The following is a 15,129-nucleotide window of genomic DNA, read 5'->3' as shown; positions in this document are numbered from 1 at the left end:
ATGCCTCGCAGCCTGAAGAAGGGCCCGTTCGTCGACGACCACCTGCTCAAGAAGGTGGAGACGCAGAACGACAAGGGCTCGAAGAACGTCATCAAGACCTGGTCGCGGCGCTCGACGATCATCCCCGAGATGCTCGGCCACACGATCGCCGTGCACGACGGACGCAAGCACGTCCCGGTGTTCGTCACCGAGGCGATGGTCGGGCACAAGCTCGGCGAGTTCGCGCTGACCCGCACCTTCAAGGGTCACGAGAAGGACGACCGGAAGAGCCGCCGGCGCTGAGCCGCGGGCATACGGATAGAGGAACAAGGGGTTACAGCGATGCCAGGAAAGGGCGACGCTCCGGTGCTTCCGGGCGCGCGGGCGGTTGCGCGGCACGTGCGCATCTCGCCGATGAAGGCGCGCCGGGTGGTCAACCTCGTCCGCGGCCTGCCCGCGAAGGAGGCGCTCACGGTGCTGCAGTTCGCGCCGCAGGCTGCGAGCGAGCAGGTGTACAAGGTGCTCGCTAGCGCGATCGCCAACGCGGAGAACAACGAGCGGCTGGACCCCGACGCGCTGCTCGTCAGCGAGGCGTTCGTCGACGAGGGCCCGACGATGAAGCGGTTCCGGCCGCGGGCGCAGGGCCGGGCGTACCGGATCCGCAAGCGCACCTGCCACATCACCGTGGCGGTCGAGGCGGTCGCGCCGGCCGCGCCGAAGAAGTCCGCGGCGAAGAAGGCCGCCCCGGCGCAGCAGCCTGCGGCCGCTGAGACGGAGAGCAAGACGGAGGGCGCCGAGTAATGGGTCAGAAGGTTCACCCCACTGGGTTCCGGCTCGGCATCTCGACCGACTGGAAGTCCCGCTGGTTCGCGGACAAGCTCTACAAGGACTACATCGGCGAGGACGTCAAGATCCGCCGGATGATGTCCAAGGGGCTCGAGCGGGCCGGCATCTCCAAGGTCGACATCGAGCGCACCCGGGACCGGGTCCGCGTCGACATCCACACCGCCCGGCCGGGCATCGTCATCGGCCGTAAGGGTGCGGAGGCCGACCGGATCCGCGGCGAGCTGGAGAAGCTCACCGGCAAGCAGGTGCAGCTGAACATCATCGAGGTGAAGAACCCCGAGTCGGACGCGCAGCTGGTCGCCCAGGGCGTCGCCGAGCAGCTCTCCAGCCGGGTCAGCTTCCGTCGGGCGATGCGCAAGGCGATGCAGTCGGCGATGAAGAACCCGGTCTGCAAGGGCATCCGGGTGCAGGTCTCGGGTCGCCTCGGCGGCGCCGAGATGAGCCGGACCGAGTTCTACCGCGAGGGCCGGGTTCCGCTGCACACGCTGCGGGCCAACATCGAGTACGGCTTCTTCGAGGCCCGTACCACCTTCGGCCGGATCGGCGTGAAGGTCTGGATCTACAAGGGTGACGCGGTGCCGGGTCGGGAGGCTCCGGCCGAGGCTCCGTCGCGCCCGCGCCGTGAGCGCGGCGACCGCCCCGAGCGGCCGCGCCGTGGTCGGTCCGGTTCGTCCGGCACGACCGCCGGTGGCACCGAGGCCGGCCGGGCTGCCGCGACCACGATCGCGCAGCAGGCCGAGACGCCGAGTGGCGAGCCGGTGGACGCGTCCGCCGTCGCCGCCGCGGCAGAAACGCAGCAGGAGGGCTGACAGATGCTGATGCCGCGCAAGCCCCCGAAGGGCTTCCGCAAGCCGCACCACCCGGACCGCCACGGCGCGTCCAAGGGTGGCAACCGCGTGGTGTTCGGCGAGTTCGGGATCCAGGCTCTCGAGCCGGCGTACGTGACGAACCGGCAGATCGAGTCGGCGCGTATCGCGATGACCCGTCACATCAAGCGTGGCGGTAAGGTCTGGATCTCGATCTTCCCGGACCAGGCCCTGACCAAGAAGCCGGCCGAGACCCGGATGGGTTCCGGCAAGGGCTCGCCCGAGTGGTGGGTCGCCAACGTCAAGCCGGGGCGGATCCTGTTCGAGATGTCCTTCCCCAACGAGCAGATCGCGCGAGAGGCGATGCGTCGCGCGATCCACAAGCTCCCGATGAAGTGCCGCATTGTTACGCGCGAAGTGGGTGAATCCTGATGGCAGCGGGCGTTAAGGCCTCCGAGCTGCGTGAGCTCTCCGAGGAGGAGCTGGTCACGAAGCTGCGCGAGGCCAAGGCGGAGCTGTTCAACCTCCGCGTGCAGGCCGCAACCGGTCAGCTGGACAACAACCGGCGGCTGCAGGTCATCCGTCGGGAGATCGCCCGGATCTACACGATCATGCGTGAGCGCGAGCTGGGTCTCTCTGCCGCGCCGACTGAGGTGACTGCGTCATGAGTGAGAACACCGCCACCACCGCCGCCGCGCGGGCCCGCCGCAAGGTGCGCGAGGGCCTCGTGGTCAGCGACAAGATGGAAAAGACCGTCGTCGTCGAGGTCGAGGACCGGGTCAAGCACGCGCTGTACGGCAAGATCATGCGTCGTACCAGCAAGCTGAAGGTGCACGACGAGCAGAACGCCGCCGGCATCGGCGACCGGGTCCTGATCATGGAGACCCGGCCGCTGTCCGCCACCAAGCGGTGGCGGCTCGTGGAGATCCTGGAAAAGGCCAAGTAGCGAAGGCTCGAGCTCGCCCGGCGTCAGTCGGGCGCAGGTTCCGCCAGGCTCCGGCCGCGGCAGGCGGCCGGAGAACCGGCAGACATAGGAGATAGACGTGATTCAGCAGGAGTCGCGACTGCGCGTCGCCGACAACACGGGTGCCCGGGAGATCCTGTGCATCCGGGTTCTCGGTGGCTCCGGTCGGCGCTACGCGAGCATCGGCGACGTCATCGTGGCCACGGTCAAGGACGCGATCCCGGGTGCCGGTGTGAAGAAGGGCGACGTCGTCAAGGCCGTCGTCGTCCGCACCGCCAAGGAGAAGCGGCGGCCGGACGGCTCGTACATCCGCTTCGACGAGAACGCCGCCGTCATCATCAAGGACGGTGGGGACCCGCGCGGTACCCGTATCTTCGGCCCGGTGGGTCGGGAGCTGCGGGACAAGCGGTTCATGAAGATCATTTCCCTCGCGCCGGAGGTGTTGTGACCGTGAAGGTCAAGAAGGGCGACACGGTCGTCGTCATCGCCGGCAAGGACAAGGGTGCCAAGGGCAAGGTCATCGCGGCCTACCCGCGGCAGGACAAGGTCCTGGTCGAGGGCGTGAACCGGGTCAAGAAGCACACCCGCATCAGCACCACCCAGCGTGGCGCCAAGACCGGCGGCATCGTCACCCAGGAGGCGCCGATCCACGTCTCCAACGTGATGGTCGTGGACTCCGACGGTAACCCGACCCGCGTCGGGTACCGGATCGACGACAACGGCCAGAAGGTCCGCATCGCGCGTAGCACCGGTAAGGACCTGTGATGACCACGGCTACCGAAACCAAGACCATGCCGCGCCTCAAGGAGCGGTACCGCAACGAGATCGTGGCCAAGCTGCAGGAGCAGCACAACTTCGGCAACCCCATGCAGGTGCCGCGGTTGGTCAAGATCGTCGTGAACATGGGTGTCGGCGAGGCCGCCCGGGACGCCAAGCTGATCGACGGCGCCGTGCGGGACCTGGCCACCATCACCGGCCAGAAGCCGCAGGTGCGGCGGGCGACCAAGTCCATCGCGCAGTTCAAGCTCCGCGAGGGCATGCCGATCGGCGCGAAGGTCACCCTCCGCGGCGACCGGATGTGGGAGTTCCTGGACCGCCTGCTCTCCATCGCGCTGCCGCGTATCCGCGACTTCCGCGGGCTGGACGGGCGCAAGCTCGACGGGCACGGCAACTACACGTTCGGCCTGACCGAGCAGTCGGTGTTCCACGAGATCGACCAGGACAAGATCGATCGCCAGCGGGGCATGGACATCACGGTGGTCACGACCGCCACGACCGACGACGAGGGCCGGGCGCTGCTCAAGCTCCTGGGCTTCCCGTTCAAGGAGAACTGAGATGGCCAAGAAGGCGCTGATCCTCAAGGCGGCCGCGAAGCCGAAGTTCTCGGTTCGCGCGTACACCCGCTGCCAGCGGTGCGGGCGTCCGAAGGCGGTCTACCGCAAGTTCGGTCTCTGCCGGGTCTGCATCCGGGAGATGGCCCACCGCGGTGAGCTGCCGGGCGTGTCCAAGGCTTCCTGGTAAGGGCGACCGCGCCCCGGCTGCCGGCCGGGGCCCCCTTGCACCGATCATGTATTGCTCTTCGCCGTAGGCCCGGGGCTGACCGCCCCGGGAACCCCGGCGAGAAAGGCTGACGAAATCCATGACGATGACCGACCCGATCGCAGACATGCTCACGCGTCTGCGTAACGCCAACCAGGCGTACCACGACCGGGTGACGATGCCCTACTCCAAGATCAAGGCGAACATCGCCGAGGTCCTGATGTCCGAGGGCTACATCGCCACCTGGTCGGTCGAGGAGCCCGAGGAGGGCGCCGTCGGCAAGCGACTGGTCGTCGAGCTGAAGTACGGCCAGAACCGCGAGCGGAGCCTGGCCGGCATCAAGCGCGTGTCCAAGCCCGGTCTCCGGGTGTACGCCAAGTCGGACGGGCTCCCGCGGGTGCTCGGCGGGCTGGGCGTGGCGATCATTTCGACGTCCCAGGGGCTGCTCACCGACCGGCAGGCCCGCAAGCGGAGCGTTGGCGGGGAAGTCCTCGCCTTCGTCTGGTAACGGGAGACAGGTAGAAATGTCGCGTATTGGACGTAAGTCGATCCCGGTGCCTGCCGGCGTCGACATCACGATCGACGGCCAGGCCGTCAAGGTCAAGGGCCCGAAGGGCGAGCTCACGCACGTGCTCGCCGAGCCGATCACCGCGGAGCGGGCCGAGGACGGTCAGCTTCAGGTCAACCGGCCGAACGACGAGCGCAAGGCCAAGGAACTGCACGGCCTGAGCCGGACCCTGATCGCCAACATGATCGTCGGCGTGACCGAGGGCCACCGCAAGAGCCTGGAGATCGCCGGCACCGGTTACCGGGTCACGGCCAAGGGCAAGGACCTGGAGTTCGCGCTCGGGTTCTCGCACCCGGTGCTGGTCCCCGCGCCGGACGGCATCACCTTCACGGTGGAGAAGCCGACCGTCTTCCACGTGGCCGGCATCGACAAGCAGCTCGTCGGTGAGGTCGCCGCCAACATCCGGAAGATCCGCCCGCCGGAGCCCTACAAGGGCAAGGGCGTGAAGTACCAGGGCGAGGTCATCCGCCGCAAGGCCGGAAAGGCAGGTAAGAAGTGAGCGCCACGCTGCTCAAGCGTCGCCGCGGCGTCGCCGCCAAGCGCGCCGTCGGCCGTGCGCGTCGACACTTCCGGGTCCGCAAGAACGTCAGCGGCACCCCCGAGCGTCCCCGCCTGGTCGTCACCCGGTCGCTGCGTCACATCGTCGCGCAGGTCGTCGACGACACCAAGGGCCACACCCTGGCGTCGGCCTCGACCCTCGACGCGTCGGTGCGCGGCACCGAGGGCGACAAGAGCGCCCTGGCCGGCAAGGTCGGCGCCCTGCTCGCCGAGCGGGCCAAGGCCGCCGGCGTCTCGAAGGTCGTCTTCGACCGCGGTGGCAACCGGTACGCGGGGCGGGTCGCCGCGCTTGCCGACGCCGCCCGCGAAGCCGGGCTCGAGTTCTAGAAACCCCGTCACGAGAGAGAAGGAAGGCTGCTGATGCCAGGTCAACAGCGCCGTGGCGGCGGGTCCGGTGGCAACGAGGGTGGTCGCCGCGACAACCGCCGTGAGGGCGGCCGCGGAAACGCGCCCGTCGAGAAGACCCCGCACCTTGAGCGGGTCGTCGCGATCAACCGCGTCGCCAAGGTCGTGAAGGGTGGTCGTCGCTTCAGCTTCACCGCCCTGGTGATCGTCGGCGACGGCGACGGCACCGTCGGTGTGGGCTACGGAAAGGCCAAGGAGGTGCCCGCGGCGATCGCCAAGGGCGTCGAGGAGGCCAAGAAGCACTTCTTCAAGGTGCCGCGGATCGCTTCCTCGATCCCGCACCCGGTGACGGGTGAGGCCGCCGCCGGCGTGGTGCTGCTCAAGCCGGCCTCCGCCGGTACGGGCGTCATCGCCGGTGGTCCGGTGCGTGCCGTGCTGGAGTGCGCGGGCATCCACGACGTGCTCTCCAAGAGCCTCGGCTCGTCCAACCCGATCAACATCGTGCACGCCACGGTGGCGGCGCTGAAGGGGCTGGAGTCCCCGGAGGCCGTCGCGGCCCGTCGCGGCCTGCCGGTCGAGGACGTCGCGCCGGCCGCGATGCTCGCGTCGCGGGCGGGGGTGGCGTCCTGATGGCTCGCCTGAAGGTCACCCAGCTCCGGTCCGAGATCGGTGCCAAGCGCAACCAGCGTGAGTCGCTGCGTTCGCTCGGCCTGAAGCGGATCAACGACGTGGTGGTCAAGGAGGACCGTCCCGAGATCCGGGGCATGATCTTCGCGGTCAACCACCTCGTGAAGGTCGAGGAGGTCGAGTAATGACGATCAAGGTCCACCACCTGCGCCCGGCGCCCGGTGCCAAGACCGCGAAGACCCGCGTGGGTCGCGGTGAGGGCTCCAAGGGCAAGACCGCCGGCCGCGGTACCAAGGGTTCCAAGGCCCGCAAGAACATCTCGGCGGCGTTCGAGGGTGGGCAGATGCCCATCCACATGCGCCTGCCGAAGGTGAAGGGCTTCAAGAACAAGTTCAAGGTGGTCTTCCAGGTGGTCAACCTGGACAAGCTCGCCGAGCTGTTCCCGAACGGCGGTCAGGTCGGCCCGCAGGAGCTGGTCGAGGCCGGCGCGGTCCGCAAGGGTCACCCGGTCAAGGTGCTCGGCACCGGCGACCTGAACGGCGTGTCTCTCCAGGTGTCGGCGCAGGCGTTCAGCGCGTCGGCCAAGGAGAAGATCACCGCCGCCGGTGGCTCGGTCACCGAGCTGTAAGGCAGTGTCCGTGGCGCCCGCTCAGTTCTTCGTGACTGGGCGGGCGCCTCGGTCTACCCCGGGCGTCTCCACCGGGTAATATCGGATTCGATTTATGTAGCCGGGCACACCTGCCCGGACCGGGACGGGGCTGTTAGGCTCCCATCCCAGCTATGGATATCGGGCGCTCGCCCGGCACCCACCCCGATCCGCCAGGGACCACCACCGGCGGCCCGCCTCGCGCAGGAGGAAGAAGTTGCTGTCCGCCTTTCTCAGTGCGTTCCGTACGCCTGACCTGCGCAAGAAGCTGCTGTTCACGGTAGGCATCATTGCCGTCTACCGGCTCGGCGCCACCCTGCCCAGCCCTGGTGTCTCGTACGGCAACGTCCAGAAGTGCCTCGACACCATCGGCAGCGCGAACACCGGGGTGCTGAACCTGCTGGACCTCTTCTCCGGCGGGGCGCTGCTGCAGCTCTCGGTCTTCGCGCTGGGCATCATGCCCTACATCACAGCGTCGATCATCCTGCAGCTGCTCACCGTGGTCATCCCGCGGCTGGAGCAGCTCCGCAAGGAGGGCCAGGCCGGCCAGGCGAAGATCACGCAGTACACCCGCTACCTGACGCTCGGCCTGGGCATCCTCCAGTCGTCGGCGTTCGTGGCGCTGGCCCGCTCGGGGCAGCTGTTCAACAACCAGTGCGACCAGTTCCCGATCGTGCCCAAGGGCACCGGCATCCCGGACTGGCTGACGCTGACGATCCTGGTCATGACGATGACCGCCGGCACCGGCGTGGTGATGTGGCTCGGCGAGCTGATCACCGACCGGGGCGTCGGCAACGGCATGTCGGTGCTGATCTTCACCTCGATCGCGGCCCGCCTCCCCAGCGAGGGCTGGCGGATCAAGACCCAGCAGGGCTGGTGGAAGTTCTTCCTGGTGCTGGCGCTGGTCCTGGTGGTCATCACCGCGGTGACGTTCATCGAGCAGGCGCAGCGCCGGATCCCGGTGCAGTACGCCAAGCGGATGATCGGCCGGCGGATGTACGGCGGCACCTCGACCTACATCCCGCTGAAGGTCAACCAGGCGGGTGTCATCCCGGTCATCTTCGGCTCGTCGCTGCTCTACCTGCCGCAGCTGGCGCTCCAGTTCTTCGACCAGACGAACCCGGGCAAGACCCAGGCCTGGATCCAGAACAACGTGGTCGACCCGTCGAGCCCGCTGCACATCGCGATCTACTTCCTGCTGATCATCTTCTTCACGTACTTCTACGTGTCGATCACGTTCAACCCGACCGAGGTCGCGGACAACATGAAGAAGTACGGCGGCTTCGTGCCGGGCATCCGCCCCGGCAAGCCGACCGCCGACTACCTCGACTTCATCCTCAGCCGGATCACCCTGCCGGGCGCGCTCTACCTGGGCATCGTCTCGATCCTGCCGAACTTCTTCTTCATCTGGCTGAACAGCGAGCAGTTCCAGAACTTCCCGTTCGGCGGCACCGCTGTGCTCATCATGGTCGGCGTCGGTCTGGAGACCGTGAAGCAGATCGAGAGCCAACTCATGCAGCGGAACTACGAAGGGTTCCTGCGGTAGATGCGACTCGTTCTGGTTGGCCCGCCGGGGGCGGGCAAGGGCACACAGGCGGAGTTCATCGCCGCTCACCTCTCGGTGCCGAAGATCTCGACCGGTGACATCTTCCGGGCGAACGTCTCGCAGGGCACGCCGTTGGGTGTCGAGGCGAAGCGCTACATGGACGCGGGCAAGCTGGTCCCGGACGAGGTGACCATCAACATGGTCCGGGACCGGCTCGCCGAGCCGGACGCCTCGGAGGGCTTCCTGCTCGACGGCTTCCCGCGCACCACGCCGCAGGCCGCCGCGCTGGACAAGCTCCTCGCTGACCTGGGCACCGCACTGGACCTGGTGCTGGAGCTGGTCGTCGACGACGACGAGGTGATCCGGCGGCTGTCGGGCCGGCGCACCTGCCGGGGCTGCGGCAAGATCTGGCACGTCGAGTTCGACGCGACCACCCGGGACGGCATCTGCGACCGCTGCGGCGCCGAGCTGTTCCAGCGCGACGACGACAAGCCCGAGACCATCGCCGCCCGGCTGCGCGAGTACGCGGACAAGACCGCGCCGCTGGTCGACTACTACGGCGCCCAGGGCAAGCTGGTGGGCATCGACGCCACCGGCCCGGTGGAGGACGTCACCGTCCGCGCCATCGACGCCCTGCGCTCGTACGGCGGCTGACGAACGGTCGCACCGCGGCTGACGGAAGGTCGTCCGGCGACTGGCGGACGCCGGGGTCCCGGCGGATAGAGTGCGAACAGCGGGGTACGTGCGACGTGCCCCGCTGCTCCGCGCGACGAAAGGTAACGGCCCCATGCGTCGTCCCCAGCTGGACATCCAGCTGAAGACCCCCGACCAGATCGAGAAGATGCGCGCCGCCGGCCTCGTGGTGGCCGAGGCGCTGCGTCGGATGCGGGAGGCGGTGGCCCCCGGGGTCAGCACCGCCGACCTGGACGCGATCGCCGAGTCGACCATCCGGGAGGCGGGGGCGGTCCCGTCGTTCAAGGGCTACCACGGCTTCCCGGCCTCGATCTGCTCGTCGGTCAACGAGCAGGTGGTGCACGCGATCCCGTCGCCCGCCCAGGTGCTCCGGGAGGGCGACCTGATCTCGATCGACTGCGGCGCGGTGCTCGACGGCTGGCACGGCGACGCCGCGATCACGGTCGGCGTGGGGGAGGTCGACCCGGCGCTGCTGAAGATGGCCGCGGTGGCCGAGGACGCGATGTGGGCCGGGATCGCGGCGGCGGCGCGCGGGGCGGCCAACGGTCGCGGCCGGCTCACCGACATCTCGCACGCGGTGGAGAACGCGGTCCGCCGGGGCGGTCGGTACGGCATCGTCGACGGGTACGGCGGGCACGGCATCGGCACCGAGATGCACCAGGATCCGCACGTGCTCAACCACGGCCGGCCCGGCAAGGGCCCCCGACTGGTGCACGGCATGGCGCTGGCCATCGAGCCGATGATCACGATGGGCTCGCCCCGCACGGTCGAGCTGGCCGACGGCTGGACCGTCGTCACCCGGGACGGTTCGATGGCGGTGCACGTCGAGCACTCGATGGCGCTGCTCCCGGACGGGGTCTGGGTGCTGACCGCGTTCGACGGCGGCCGGGGGCGCCTGGGTGATCTGGTGACCGCCCGCCAGCCCGCCGACTCGCCGGCGATCTGACCGTCGGGTGGCCCCTCCGGTCGGCGAGAGGGGTGACCCCCGTCACTCCCGGCCCCGGGCGGGGCGGGAAGTAATCCGGCCGGGTGACCTGACGGGTGGCCGGTTTGGCGGCGGCGCGCAGGCGGGCGTACACTTTCTGATCGGCGCACAGCGTCCACTCCGGCATGCCCACCCTGCGCTTCGGTGGGGCCGGAGCCGCGGCTGGCGCGGGCACCCGACAACCGTCGGGGCCCGTGTAAGACGTTGTGGGCCGTCCGGAGTAACCGACGTCAGGACAGCGGAGGACATGCCGAAAAAAGACGGAGCCATCGAGATCGAGGGTCGGGTCATCGAGCCCCTGCCGAACGCCATGTTCCGGGTGGAGCTCGCGAACGGTCACAAGGTGCTGGCTCACATCAGTGGCAAGATGCGGCAGCACTACATCCGCATCCTGCCGGAGGACCGCGTCGTCGTCGAACTCTCGCCGTACGACCTGACCCGCGGGCGCATCGTCTACCGCTACAAGTAAGCGACCTGACGACGGCCGGGTAGTCCCCGTGTCCGTCCTCGACGTCCGGCGTCGCGCGTCGTCGCGCCTCCGGGCCAGATGGGAAGTAAGGCAACCGTGAAGGTCAAGCCGAGCGTCAAGAGGATCTGCAACAAGTGCCGGGTCATCCGCCGGCACGGCCGGGTCATGGTCATCTGCAGCGACCCGCGCCACAAGCAGCGCCAGGGCTGATCCAGCCCGACCGACCGTGAATCCACGGCCGGTCGGTCCGGTCCCGGCGTCGCAGATCCAGCCAACACATCATCAGCTCGTCCCAGCCGCGAGCGGTGCGCATCGCGTACCCCTGCGTGGTTGACCCCCGGTCGGAGGCCGGGGCCCGCTCGGGCAGCGGTCGTTCCTCCCGGCGCCACGGCGCCGGTCGGACGACCGGAGCGGGGTGGGGCGGGTGCAGACCTCCGCCAGGAAACCACAAGGAGTACGCCCGCACATGGCTCGTCTAGTCGGCGTGGACCTCCCCCGCGAGAAGCGGATGGAGATCGCGCTCACCTACATCTTCGGGGTCGGCCGCACCCGTGCCCTGGAGACGCTCGCCGCGACCGGTATCTCTCCGGACAAGCGCGCTCGGGACCTCACGGACGAGGAGCTGGTCCAGCTCCGCGACCACATCGAGGGCAACTACAAGGTTGAAGGCGACCTGCGCCGCGAGGTCGCCGCTGACATCCGCCGCAAGGTCGAGATCGGCTGCTACGCCGGTATCCGCCACCGCCGTGGTCTCCCGGTGCGTGGCCAGCGGACGCGGACCAACGCCCGCACCCGCAAGGGCCCGAAGCGGACCGTCGCCGGCAAGAAGAAGCCCGGCAAGAAGTAATTAGGAGCGCACAGACTTATGCCACCGAAGGCTCGTGCCGGAGCCGCCGTCAAGAAGGTCCGGCGCAAGGAACGCAAGAACGTCGCCCACGGGCAGGCGCACATCAAGAGCACCTTCAACAACACCATCGTGTCCATCACGGACCCGACCGGTGCGGTCATCTCCTGGGCCTCGGCCGGCCAGGTGGGCTTCAAGGGCTCCCGCAAGTCGACCCCGTTCGCCGCGCAGCTGGCCGCCGAGGCCGCCGCGCGTCGGGCGATGGAGCACGGCATGCGCAAGGTCGACGTGTTCGTCAAGGGCCCCGGCTCCGGCCGGGAGACCGCCATCCGTTCGCTGCAGGCCGTCGGGCTGGAGGTCGGTCAGATCTCCGACGTGACCCCGCAGCCGCACAACGGGTGCCGTCCGCCGAAGCGTCGCCGGGTCTGAGAGGTTAGAGAGAGATGGCTCGTTACACCGGTGCTGACTGCCGCCGTTGCCGGCGGGAGAAGATGAAGCTGTTCCTCAAGGGCAGCAAGTGCGATGGCCCGAAGTGCCCGTTCGAGTCCCGGCCGTTCCCGCCCGGGCAGCACGGCCGCGGCCGCACGAAGGAGACGGAGTACCTGCTCCAGCTCCGTGAGAAGCAGAAGGCCCGCCGCGTGTACGGCGTGCTGGAGAAGCAGTTCCGCGGTTACTACGAGGAGGCCGTGGCCAAGCAGGCCAAGACCGGTGAGGTCCTCCTGCAGATCCTCGAGTCGCGGCTGGACAACGTGGTCTACCGGGCCGGCTACGCCAAGTCCCGGGACATGGCCCGCCAGCTGGTCAAGCACGGTCACTTCACGGTGAACGGCAAGAAGGTCGACATCCCGTCGTACCGCGTCAAGGAGCACGACATCATCGAGGTCCGGGGCAAGAGCAAGGAGCTCACCCCGTTCATCGTGGCGCAGGCCGAGGCCGGCTCCAAGACGGTTCCGGCGTGGCTGGAGGCCATCCCGAGCCAGATGAAGGTGCTCGTGCACTCGCTCCCGGCCCGCCAGGTGATCGACACCCAGGTCCAGGAGCAGCTGATCGTCGAGCTCTACTCCAAGTAGTCGGGCTCGTTGCGGTGGTCCGCCCTGCGGGGCGGGCCACCGGAACGGTTTGTGTCGCGGACGTCAAATAGCGGGCGTCCCGGAAGAGAAGAGAAGACATGCTCATCAGCCAGCGACCGTCTCTGTCCGAAGAGTCGATCAACGAGACCCGCTCCCGGTTCACCATCGAGCCGCTGGAGCCGGGCTTCGGGTACACCCTGGGCAACTCGCTGCGGCGCACGCTGCTGTCGTCGATCCCGGGTGCGGCGGTCACCTCCATCAAGATCGACGGCGTGCTGCACGAGTTCACCACGATCCCCGGTGTCAAGGAGGACGTGGTCGAGCTCGTCATGAACATCAAGGAGCTGTGCGTCAGCTCCGAGCACGACGAGCCGGTCAGCATGTACCTGCGCAAGCAGGGCCCGGGCGACGTGACGGCGGGCGACATCCAGCCCCCGGCCGGCGTCTCGGTGCACAACCCGGACCTGAAGCTCGCCACCCTCAACGGCAAGGGCCGGCTCGACATGGAGCTGACCGTCGAGCGGGGTCGCGGCTACGTGACGGCGGCGCAGAACAAGCAGGCCGGCGCCGAGATCGGCCGGATCCCGGTCGACTCGATCTACTCGCCGGTGCTGAAGGTGACGTACCGCGTCGAGGCGACCCGGGTCGAGCAGCGGACCGACTTCGACCGGCTGATCATCGACGTCGAGACCAAGCCGTCGATGGGCCCGCGCACCGCGCTGGCCTCCGCCGGTTCGACGCTGGTGGAGCTCTTCGGGCTGGCCCGGGAGCTGGACGAGACCGCCGAGGGCATCGACATCGGGCCGTCCCCGCAGGACGCCCAGCTGGCGGCGGACCTGGCCCTGCCGATCGAGGAGCTGGACCTGACCGTCCGCTCCTACAACTGCCTCAAGCGCGAGGGCATCAACTCCGTCGGTGAGCTGATCGGGCGCACCGAGGCCGACCTCCTCGACATCCGCAACTTCGGCCAGAAGTCGATCGACGAGGTCAAGATGAAGCTGGCCGGGATGGGTCTGGGGCTGAAGGACTCGGCCCCGAACTTCGACCCGGCGCACGTCGTGGACGCCTTCGGTGAGGCCGACTACGACACCGACGACTACCGCGAGACCGAGCAGCTCTAGTCCCCGCTGCCGCCACACCTGAGGAGCACCAAGCATGCCCACGCCCACCAAGGGCCCCCGCCTCGGCGGCAGCCCCGCGCACGAGCGGCTGATGCTGGCCAACCTGGCCACCGCGCTGTTCCAGCACGGCAAGATCCAGACCACCGAGACGAAGGCCCGGCGGCTGCGTCCGCTGGCCGAGCAGCTCATCACCAAGGCCAAGCGGGGCGACCTCGCCTCCCGGCGGCGGGTGCTGGGCGTCGTCAAGGACAAGGACGTGGTCTACGCCCTGTTCGACCAGATCGCGCCCCGGTACGCGAACCGTCCGGGTGGCTACACCCGGATCGTGAAGACCGGCCCGCGCAAGGGTGACGCCGCTCCGATGGCGATCATCGAGCTGGTCGAGGAGCTTCAGGTCGCCGAGCCGAAGGCGAACAAGAAGACCGCGACCCGCAAGGCCGCGCAGCAGGACAAGGTCGAGGCGCTCGCCCCGGCCGAGGAGACCCCGGCGTCGGCCCAGGCCGACCAGGACTCCGAGGCGCCGGTGTCGGCGTCCGGTGACACCGCCGCCGCCCGCGAGGACAGCGACGAGGCCGCCGAGGGCACCGAGAACAAGGCCTGAGCAACGGCAGCACCGTCGGGCCCGGCATCCCTTCCTGGGGTGCCGGGCCCGACCCGTGAGGAGGTACGAGGTGGACGAGCGGGTCCGGCTGCGGCTGGCGGTCGCGTACGACGGGACCGGTTTCTCCGGTTGGGCGGCCCAGCCGACCCGGCGGACGGTGGCCGGCGTGCTCGCCGAGACCCTGGACCTGGTCCTCGGCGCGGGCGTGGCGACGGGGCTGACCGTGGCCGGGCGGACCGACGCCGGGGTGCACGCCACCGGCCAGGTCTGCCACCTCGACCTGCCGGCGGCCGTGTGGGCCGGGCACGAGGGGCGGCTGCTGCGCCGGCTGGCCCGGCTGCTCCCCACCGACGTGCGGGTGCGGGCGATGACGCCGGTGCCGGCGGACTTCGACGCCCGGTTCTCGGCGACCTTCCGGCGCTACGAGTACCGGGTGACCGACGCGCCCTTCGGCGCCGAGCCGCTGCGCCGGCACGAGGTGCTGGCCTGGCCGAGGCCGCTCGACCTCGACCTGCTCAACGCCGCGGCGGCGGGGCTGGTGGGGGAGCACGACTTCGCCGCGTACTGCCGGCGCAAGGAGCACGCCACCACCCTGCGCGAGGTGACCCGGCTGGACTGGCGGCGCGACCCGGACGGCCTGCTGGTCGCCACCGTCCAGGCCGACGCGTTCTGCCAGGCGATGGTGCGCAGCCTGGTCGGGGCGATGCTGGTGGCGGGGGACGGGCGGCGTCCGGTGCAGTGGCCGGGCAGCCTGTTGACCCGGCGGGAGCGGTCCAGCGAGGTGACGGTGGCCCCGGCGCACGGGCTCACGCTGGTCGCCGTCGGCTATCCCGACGACCCCGCCGAGTACGCCCGCCGCGCCGAGGCGACCCGCCGGCTCCGCGTGCCCACGGGCGGGCCCGCCGTCGAGGGCTGAGAGCCG

27 protein-coding genes are annotated in these 15,129 nt (G+C 69.3%); all 27 read left to right on the top strand.

All coding sequences use genetic code 11. From position 1 onward, the window contains the following. The 27 genes from rpsS to truA all read left to right on the top strand — a co-directional run bounded on the left by rpsS (nt 1) and on the right by truA (nt 15,123). Nucleotides 1–282, top strand: coding sequence for a 30S ribosomal protein S19 (gene rpsS / locus LPU61_RS09485; protein WP_007073032.1), 282 nt, complete (start codon nt 1–3; stop codon nt 280–282). Between the two features lie 39 nt (nt 283–321). After that, the gene (gene rplV, locus LPU61_RS09480; protein ID WP_043965515.1) at nt 322–780 is read left to right on the top strand and encodes a 50S ribosomal protein L22; all 459 of its coding nucleotides are present in this window, start codon (nt 322–324) and stop codon (nt 778–780) included. Next, entirely contained in the window at nt 780–1,634 is an 855-nt protein-coding gene (gene rpsC, locus LPU61_RS09475) for a 30S ribosomal protein S3 (protein WP_043965517.1), read from the top strand. The genes rplV and rpsC overlap by 1 nt, the downstream gene beginning before the upstream one ends. 3 nt (nt 1,635–1,637) lie before the next feature. Beyond that, the gene (rplP, locus tag LPU61_RS09470; RefSeq protein ID WP_043965519.1) at nt 1,638–2,063 is read left to right on the top strand and encodes a 50S ribosomal protein L16; all 426 of its coding nucleotides are present in this window, start codon (nt 1,638–1,640) and stop codon (nt 2,061–2,063) included. After that, nucleotides 2,063–2,299, top strand: a complete 237-nt coding sequence (rpmC, locus tag LPU61_RS09465) for a 50S ribosomal protein L29 (protein WP_007073028.1) — start codon at nt 2,063–2,065, stop codon at nt 2,297–2,299. The genes rplP and rpmC overlap by 1 nt, the downstream gene beginning before the upstream one ends. Continuing rightward, nucleotides 2,296–2,577 carry a 30S ribosomal protein S17 gene (gene rpsQ / locus LPU61_RS09460; RefSeq protein WP_043965522.1) on the top strand — a complete coding sequence of 94 codons (282 nt, stop codon included), beginning with the start codon at nt 2,296–2,298 and terminating at the stop codon, nt 2,575–2,577. Before rpmC ends, rpsQ begins: the two co-directional genes overlap by 4 nt. 97 nt (nt 2,578–2,674) lie before the next feature. Continuing rightward, nucleotides 2,675–3,043 (top strand): 50S ribosomal protein L14, encoded by a 369-nt coding sequence (rplN, locus tag LPU61_RS09455; RefSeq protein ID WP_007073026.1) that lies wholly within the window; start codon nt 2,675–2,677, stop codon nt 3,041–3,043. After that, entirely contained in the window at nt 3,040–3,360 is a 321-nt protein-coding gene (gene rplX, locus LPU61_RS09450; RefSeq protein WP_007073025.1) for a 50S ribosomal protein L24, read from the top strand. The genes rplN and rplX overlap by 4 nt, the downstream gene beginning before the upstream one ends. Beyond that, on the top strand, nt 3,360–3,929 hold the full coding sequence (rplE, locus tag LPU61_RS09445) for a 50S ribosomal protein L5 (protein WP_043965524.1): 570 nt from the start codon (nt 3,360–3,362) through the stop codon (nt 3,927–3,929). Before rplX ends, rplE begins: the two co-directional genes overlap by 1 nt. 1 nt (nt 3,930) lies before the next feature. Further along, nucleotides 3,931–4,116, top strand: a complete 186-nt coding sequence (locus tag LPU61_RS09440) for a type Z 30S ribosomal protein S14 (protein WP_007073023.1) — start codon at nt 3,931–3,933, stop codon at nt 4,114–4,116. Nucleotides 4,117–4,234: 118 nt separating this feature from the next. Then, nucleotides 4,235–4,642 carry a 30S ribosomal protein S8 gene (gene rpsH / locus LPU61_RS09435; RefSeq protein WP_043965527.1) on the top strand — a complete coding sequence of 136 codons (408 nt, stop codon included), beginning with the start codon at nt 4,235–4,237 and terminating at the stop codon, nt 4,640–4,642. 16 nt (nt 4,643–4,658) lie between these two features. Then, nucleotides 4,659–5,201 carry a 50S ribosomal protein L6 gene (rplF, locus tag LPU61_RS09430; RefSeq protein ID WP_043965528.1) on the top strand — a complete coding sequence of 181 codons (543 nt, stop codon included), beginning with the start codon at nt 4,659–4,661 and terminating at the stop codon, nt 5,199–5,201. A gap of 8 nt (nt 5,202–5,209) precedes the next feature. Further along, the gene (gene rplR, locus LPU61_RS09425) at nt 5,210–5,587 is read left to right on the top strand and encodes a 50S ribosomal protein L18 (protein WP_176734116.1); all 378 of its coding nucleotides are present in this window, start codon (nt 5,210–5,212) and stop codon (nt 5,585–5,587) included. Nucleotides 5,588–5,620: 33 nt separating this feature from the next. Then, nucleotides 5,621–6,235 (top strand): 30S ribosomal protein S5, encoded by a 615-nt coding sequence (gene rpsE, locus LPU61_RS09420; protein ID WP_007073019.1) that lies wholly within the window; start codon nt 5,621–5,623, stop codon nt 6,233–6,235. Further along, the gene (gene rpmD, locus LPU61_RS09415; RefSeq protein ID WP_043965530.1) at nt 6,235–6,417 is read left to right on the top strand and encodes a 50S ribosomal protein L30; all 183 of its coding nucleotides are present in this window, start codon (nt 6,235–6,237) and stop codon (nt 6,415–6,417) included. Before rpsE ends, rpmD begins: the two co-directional genes overlap by 1 nt. Further along, the gene (rplO, locus tag LPU61_RS09410; RefSeq protein WP_043965531.1) at nt 6,417–6,860 is read left to right on the top strand and encodes a 50S ribosomal protein L15; all 444 of its coding nucleotides are present in this window, start codon (nt 6,417–6,419) and stop codon (nt 6,858–6,860) included. Before rpmD ends, rplO begins: the two co-directional genes overlap by 1 nt. 235 nt (nt 6,861–7,095) lie before the next feature. Next, nucleotides 7,096–8,424, top strand: coding sequence for a preprotein translocase subunit SecY (gene secY / locus LPU61_RS09405; RefSeq protein ID WP_043965532.1), 1,329 nt, complete (start codon nt 7,096–7,098; stop codon nt 8,422–8,424). Further along, a complete protein-coding gene (locus tag LPU61_RS09400; RefSeq protein ID WP_043965534.1) occupies nt 8,425–9,078 on the top strand; it encodes an adenylate kinase in 654 nt (217 codons plus the stop codon). A 133-nt stretch (nt 9,079–9,211) separates the two neighbouring features. Further along, nucleotides 9,212–10,063: a type I methionyl aminopeptidase gene (map, locus tag LPU61_RS09395; RefSeq protein ID WP_043965536.1), complete on the top strand. Its 852-nt coding sequence runs from the start codon at nt 9,212–9,214 to the stop codon at nt 10,061–10,063. A gap of 286 nt (nt 10,064–10,349) precedes the next feature. Further along, nucleotides 10,350–10,571 carry a translation initiation factor IF-1 gene (gene infA / locus LPU61_RS09390; protein WP_007073013.1) on the top strand — a complete coding sequence of 74 codons (222 nt, stop codon included), beginning with the start codon at nt 10,350–10,352 and terminating at the stop codon, nt 10,569–10,571. A 96-nt stretch (nt 10,572–10,667) separates the two neighbouring features. After that, entirely contained in the window at nt 10,668–10,781 is a 114-nt protein-coding gene (gene rpmJ, locus LPU61_RS09385; protein ID WP_043965539.1) for a 50S ribosomal protein L36, read from the top strand. 256 nt (nt 10,782–11,037) lie between these two features. After that, nucleotides 11,038–11,418 (top strand): 30S ribosomal protein S13, encoded by a 381-nt coding sequence (gene rpsM / locus LPU61_RS09380; RefSeq protein WP_043965541.1) that lies wholly within the window; start codon nt 11,038–11,040, stop codon nt 11,416–11,418. Nucleotides 11,419–11,436: 18 nt separating this feature from the next. Then, nucleotides 11,437–11,844, top strand: coding sequence for a 30S ribosomal protein S11 (gene rpsK, locus LPU61_RS09375; protein ID WP_007073011.1), 408 nt, complete (start codon nt 11,437–11,439; stop codon nt 11,842–11,844). A 14-nt stretch (nt 11,845–11,858) separates the two neighbouring features. Beyond that, on the top strand, nt 11,859–12,485 hold the full coding sequence (rpsD, locus tag LPU61_RS09370) for a 30S ribosomal protein S4 (RefSeq protein ID WP_043965544.1): 627 nt from the start codon (nt 11,859–11,861) through the stop codon (nt 12,483–12,485). A gap of 98 nt (nt 12,486–12,583) precedes the next feature. Continuing rightward, nucleotides 12,584–13,606 (top strand): DNA-directed RNA polymerase subunit alpha, encoded by a 1,023-nt coding sequence (locus LPU61_RS09365; protein WP_007073009.1) that lies wholly within the window; start codon nt 12,584–12,586, stop codon nt 13,604–13,606. A 34-nt stretch (nt 13,607–13,640) separates the two neighbouring features. Beyond that, a complete protein-coding gene (rplQ, locus tag LPU61_RS09360) occupies nt 13,641–14,207 on the top strand; it encodes a 50S ribosomal protein L17 (RefSeq protein WP_043965547.1) in 567 nt (188 codons plus the stop codon). A 70-nt stretch (nt 14,208–14,277) separates the two neighbouring features. After that, a complete protein-coding gene (truA, locus tag LPU61_RS09355) occupies nt 14,278–15,123 on the top strand; it encodes a tRNA pseudouridine(38-40) synthase TruA (RefSeq protein WP_043965549.1) in 846 nt (281 codons plus the stop codon). Nucleotides 15,124–15,129: the final 6 nt, after the last annotated feature.

The sequence above is a fragment of the Micromonospora sp. NBRC 110038 genome, from assembly GCF_020884815.1.
Lineage (GTDB): Bacteria > Actinomycetota > Actinomycetes > Mycobacteriales > Micromonosporaceae > Micromonospora > Micromonospora haikouensis.
Note: the sequence above shows the minus strand (reverse complement) of the source record. Positions and strands in the feature narration are given on the sequence as shown.

What these genes read in the sequence shown, in the direction of transcription:
- rpsS (WP_007073032.1), top strand. Translation starts at nt 1, where the DNA reads ATGCCTCGCAGCCTGAAGAAGGGCCCGTTCGTCGACGACCACCTGCTC.
- rplV (WP_043965515.1), top strand. Translation starts at nt 322, where the DNA reads ATGCCAGGAAAGGGCGACGCTCCGGTGCTTCCGGGCGCGCGGGCGGTT.
- rpsC (WP_043965517.1), top strand. Translation starts at nt 780, where the DNA reads ATGGGTCAGAAGGTTCACCCCACTGGGTTCCGGCTCGGCATCTCGACC.
- rplP (WP_043965519.1), top strand. Translation starts at nt 1,638, where the DNA reads ATGCTGATGCCGCGCAAGCCCCCGAAGGGCTTCCGCAAGCCGCACCAC.
- rpmC (WP_007073028.1), top strand. Translation starts at nt 2,063, where the DNA reads ATGGCAGCGGGCGTTAAGGCCTCCGAGCTGCGTGAGCTCTCCGAGGAG.
- rpsQ (WP_043965522.1), top strand. Translation starts at nt 2,296, where the DNA reads ATGAGTGAGAACACCGCCACCACCGCCGCCGCGCGGGCCCGCCGCAAG.
- rplE (WP_043965524.1), top strand. Translation starts at nt 3,360, where the DNA reads ATGACCACGGCTACCGAAACCAAGACCATGCCGCGCCTCAAGGAGCGG.
- LPU61_RS09440 (WP_007073023.1), top strand. Translation starts at nt 3,931, where the DNA reads ATGGCCAAGAAGGCGCTGATCCTCAAGGCGGCCGCGAAGCCGAAGTTC.
- rpsH (WP_043965527.1), top strand. Translation starts at nt 4,235, where the DNA reads ATGACGATGACCGACCCGATCGCAGACATGCTCACGCGTCTGCGTAAC.
- rplF (WP_043965528.1), top strand. Translation starts at nt 4,659, where the DNA reads ATGTCGCGTATTGGACGTAAGTCGATCCCGGTGCCTGCCGGCGTCGAC.
- rpsE (WP_007073019.1), top strand. Translation starts at nt 5,621, where the DNA reads ATGCCAGGTCAACAGCGCCGTGGCGGCGGGTCCGGTGGCAACGAGGGT.
- rpmD (WP_043965530.1), top strand. Translation starts at nt 6,235, where the DNA reads ATGGCTCGCCTGAAGGTCACCCAGCTCCGGTCCGAGATCGGTGCCAAG.
- rplO (WP_043965531.1), top strand. Translation starts at nt 6,417, where the DNA reads ATGACGATCAAGGTCCACCACCTGCGCCCGGCGCCCGGTGCCAAGACC.
- LPU61_RS09400 (WP_043965534.1), top strand. Translation starts at nt 8,425, where the DNA reads ATGCGACTCGTTCTGGTTGGCCCGCCGGGGGCGGGCAAGGGCACACAG.
- map (WP_043965536.1), top strand. Translation starts at nt 9,212, where the DNA reads ATGCGTCGTCCCCAGCTGGACATCCAGCTGAAGACCCCCGACCAGATC.
- infA (WP_007073013.1), top strand. Translation starts at nt 10,350, where the DNA reads ATGCCGAAAAAAGACGGAGCCATCGAGATCGAGGGTCGGGTCATCGAG.
- rpsM (WP_043965541.1), top strand. Translation starts at nt 11,038, where the DNA reads ATGGCTCGTCTAGTCGGCGTGGACCTCCCCCGCGAGAAGCGGATGGAG.
- rpsK (WP_007073011.1), top strand. Translation starts at nt 11,437, where the DNA reads ATGCCACCGAAGGCTCGTGCCGGAGCCGCCGTCAAGAAGGTCCGGCGC.
- rpsD (WP_043965544.1), top strand. Translation starts at nt 11,859, where the DNA reads ATGGCTCGTTACACCGGTGCTGACTGCCGCCGTTGCCGGCGGGAGAAG.
- LPU61_RS09365 (WP_007073009.1), top strand. Translation starts at nt 12,584, where the DNA reads ATGCTCATCAGCCAGCGACCGTCTCTGTCCGAAGAGTCGATCAACGAG.
- rplQ (WP_043965547.1), top strand. Translation starts at nt 13,641, where the DNA reads ATGCCCACGCCCACCAAGGGCCCCCGCCTCGGCGGCAGCCCCGCGCAC.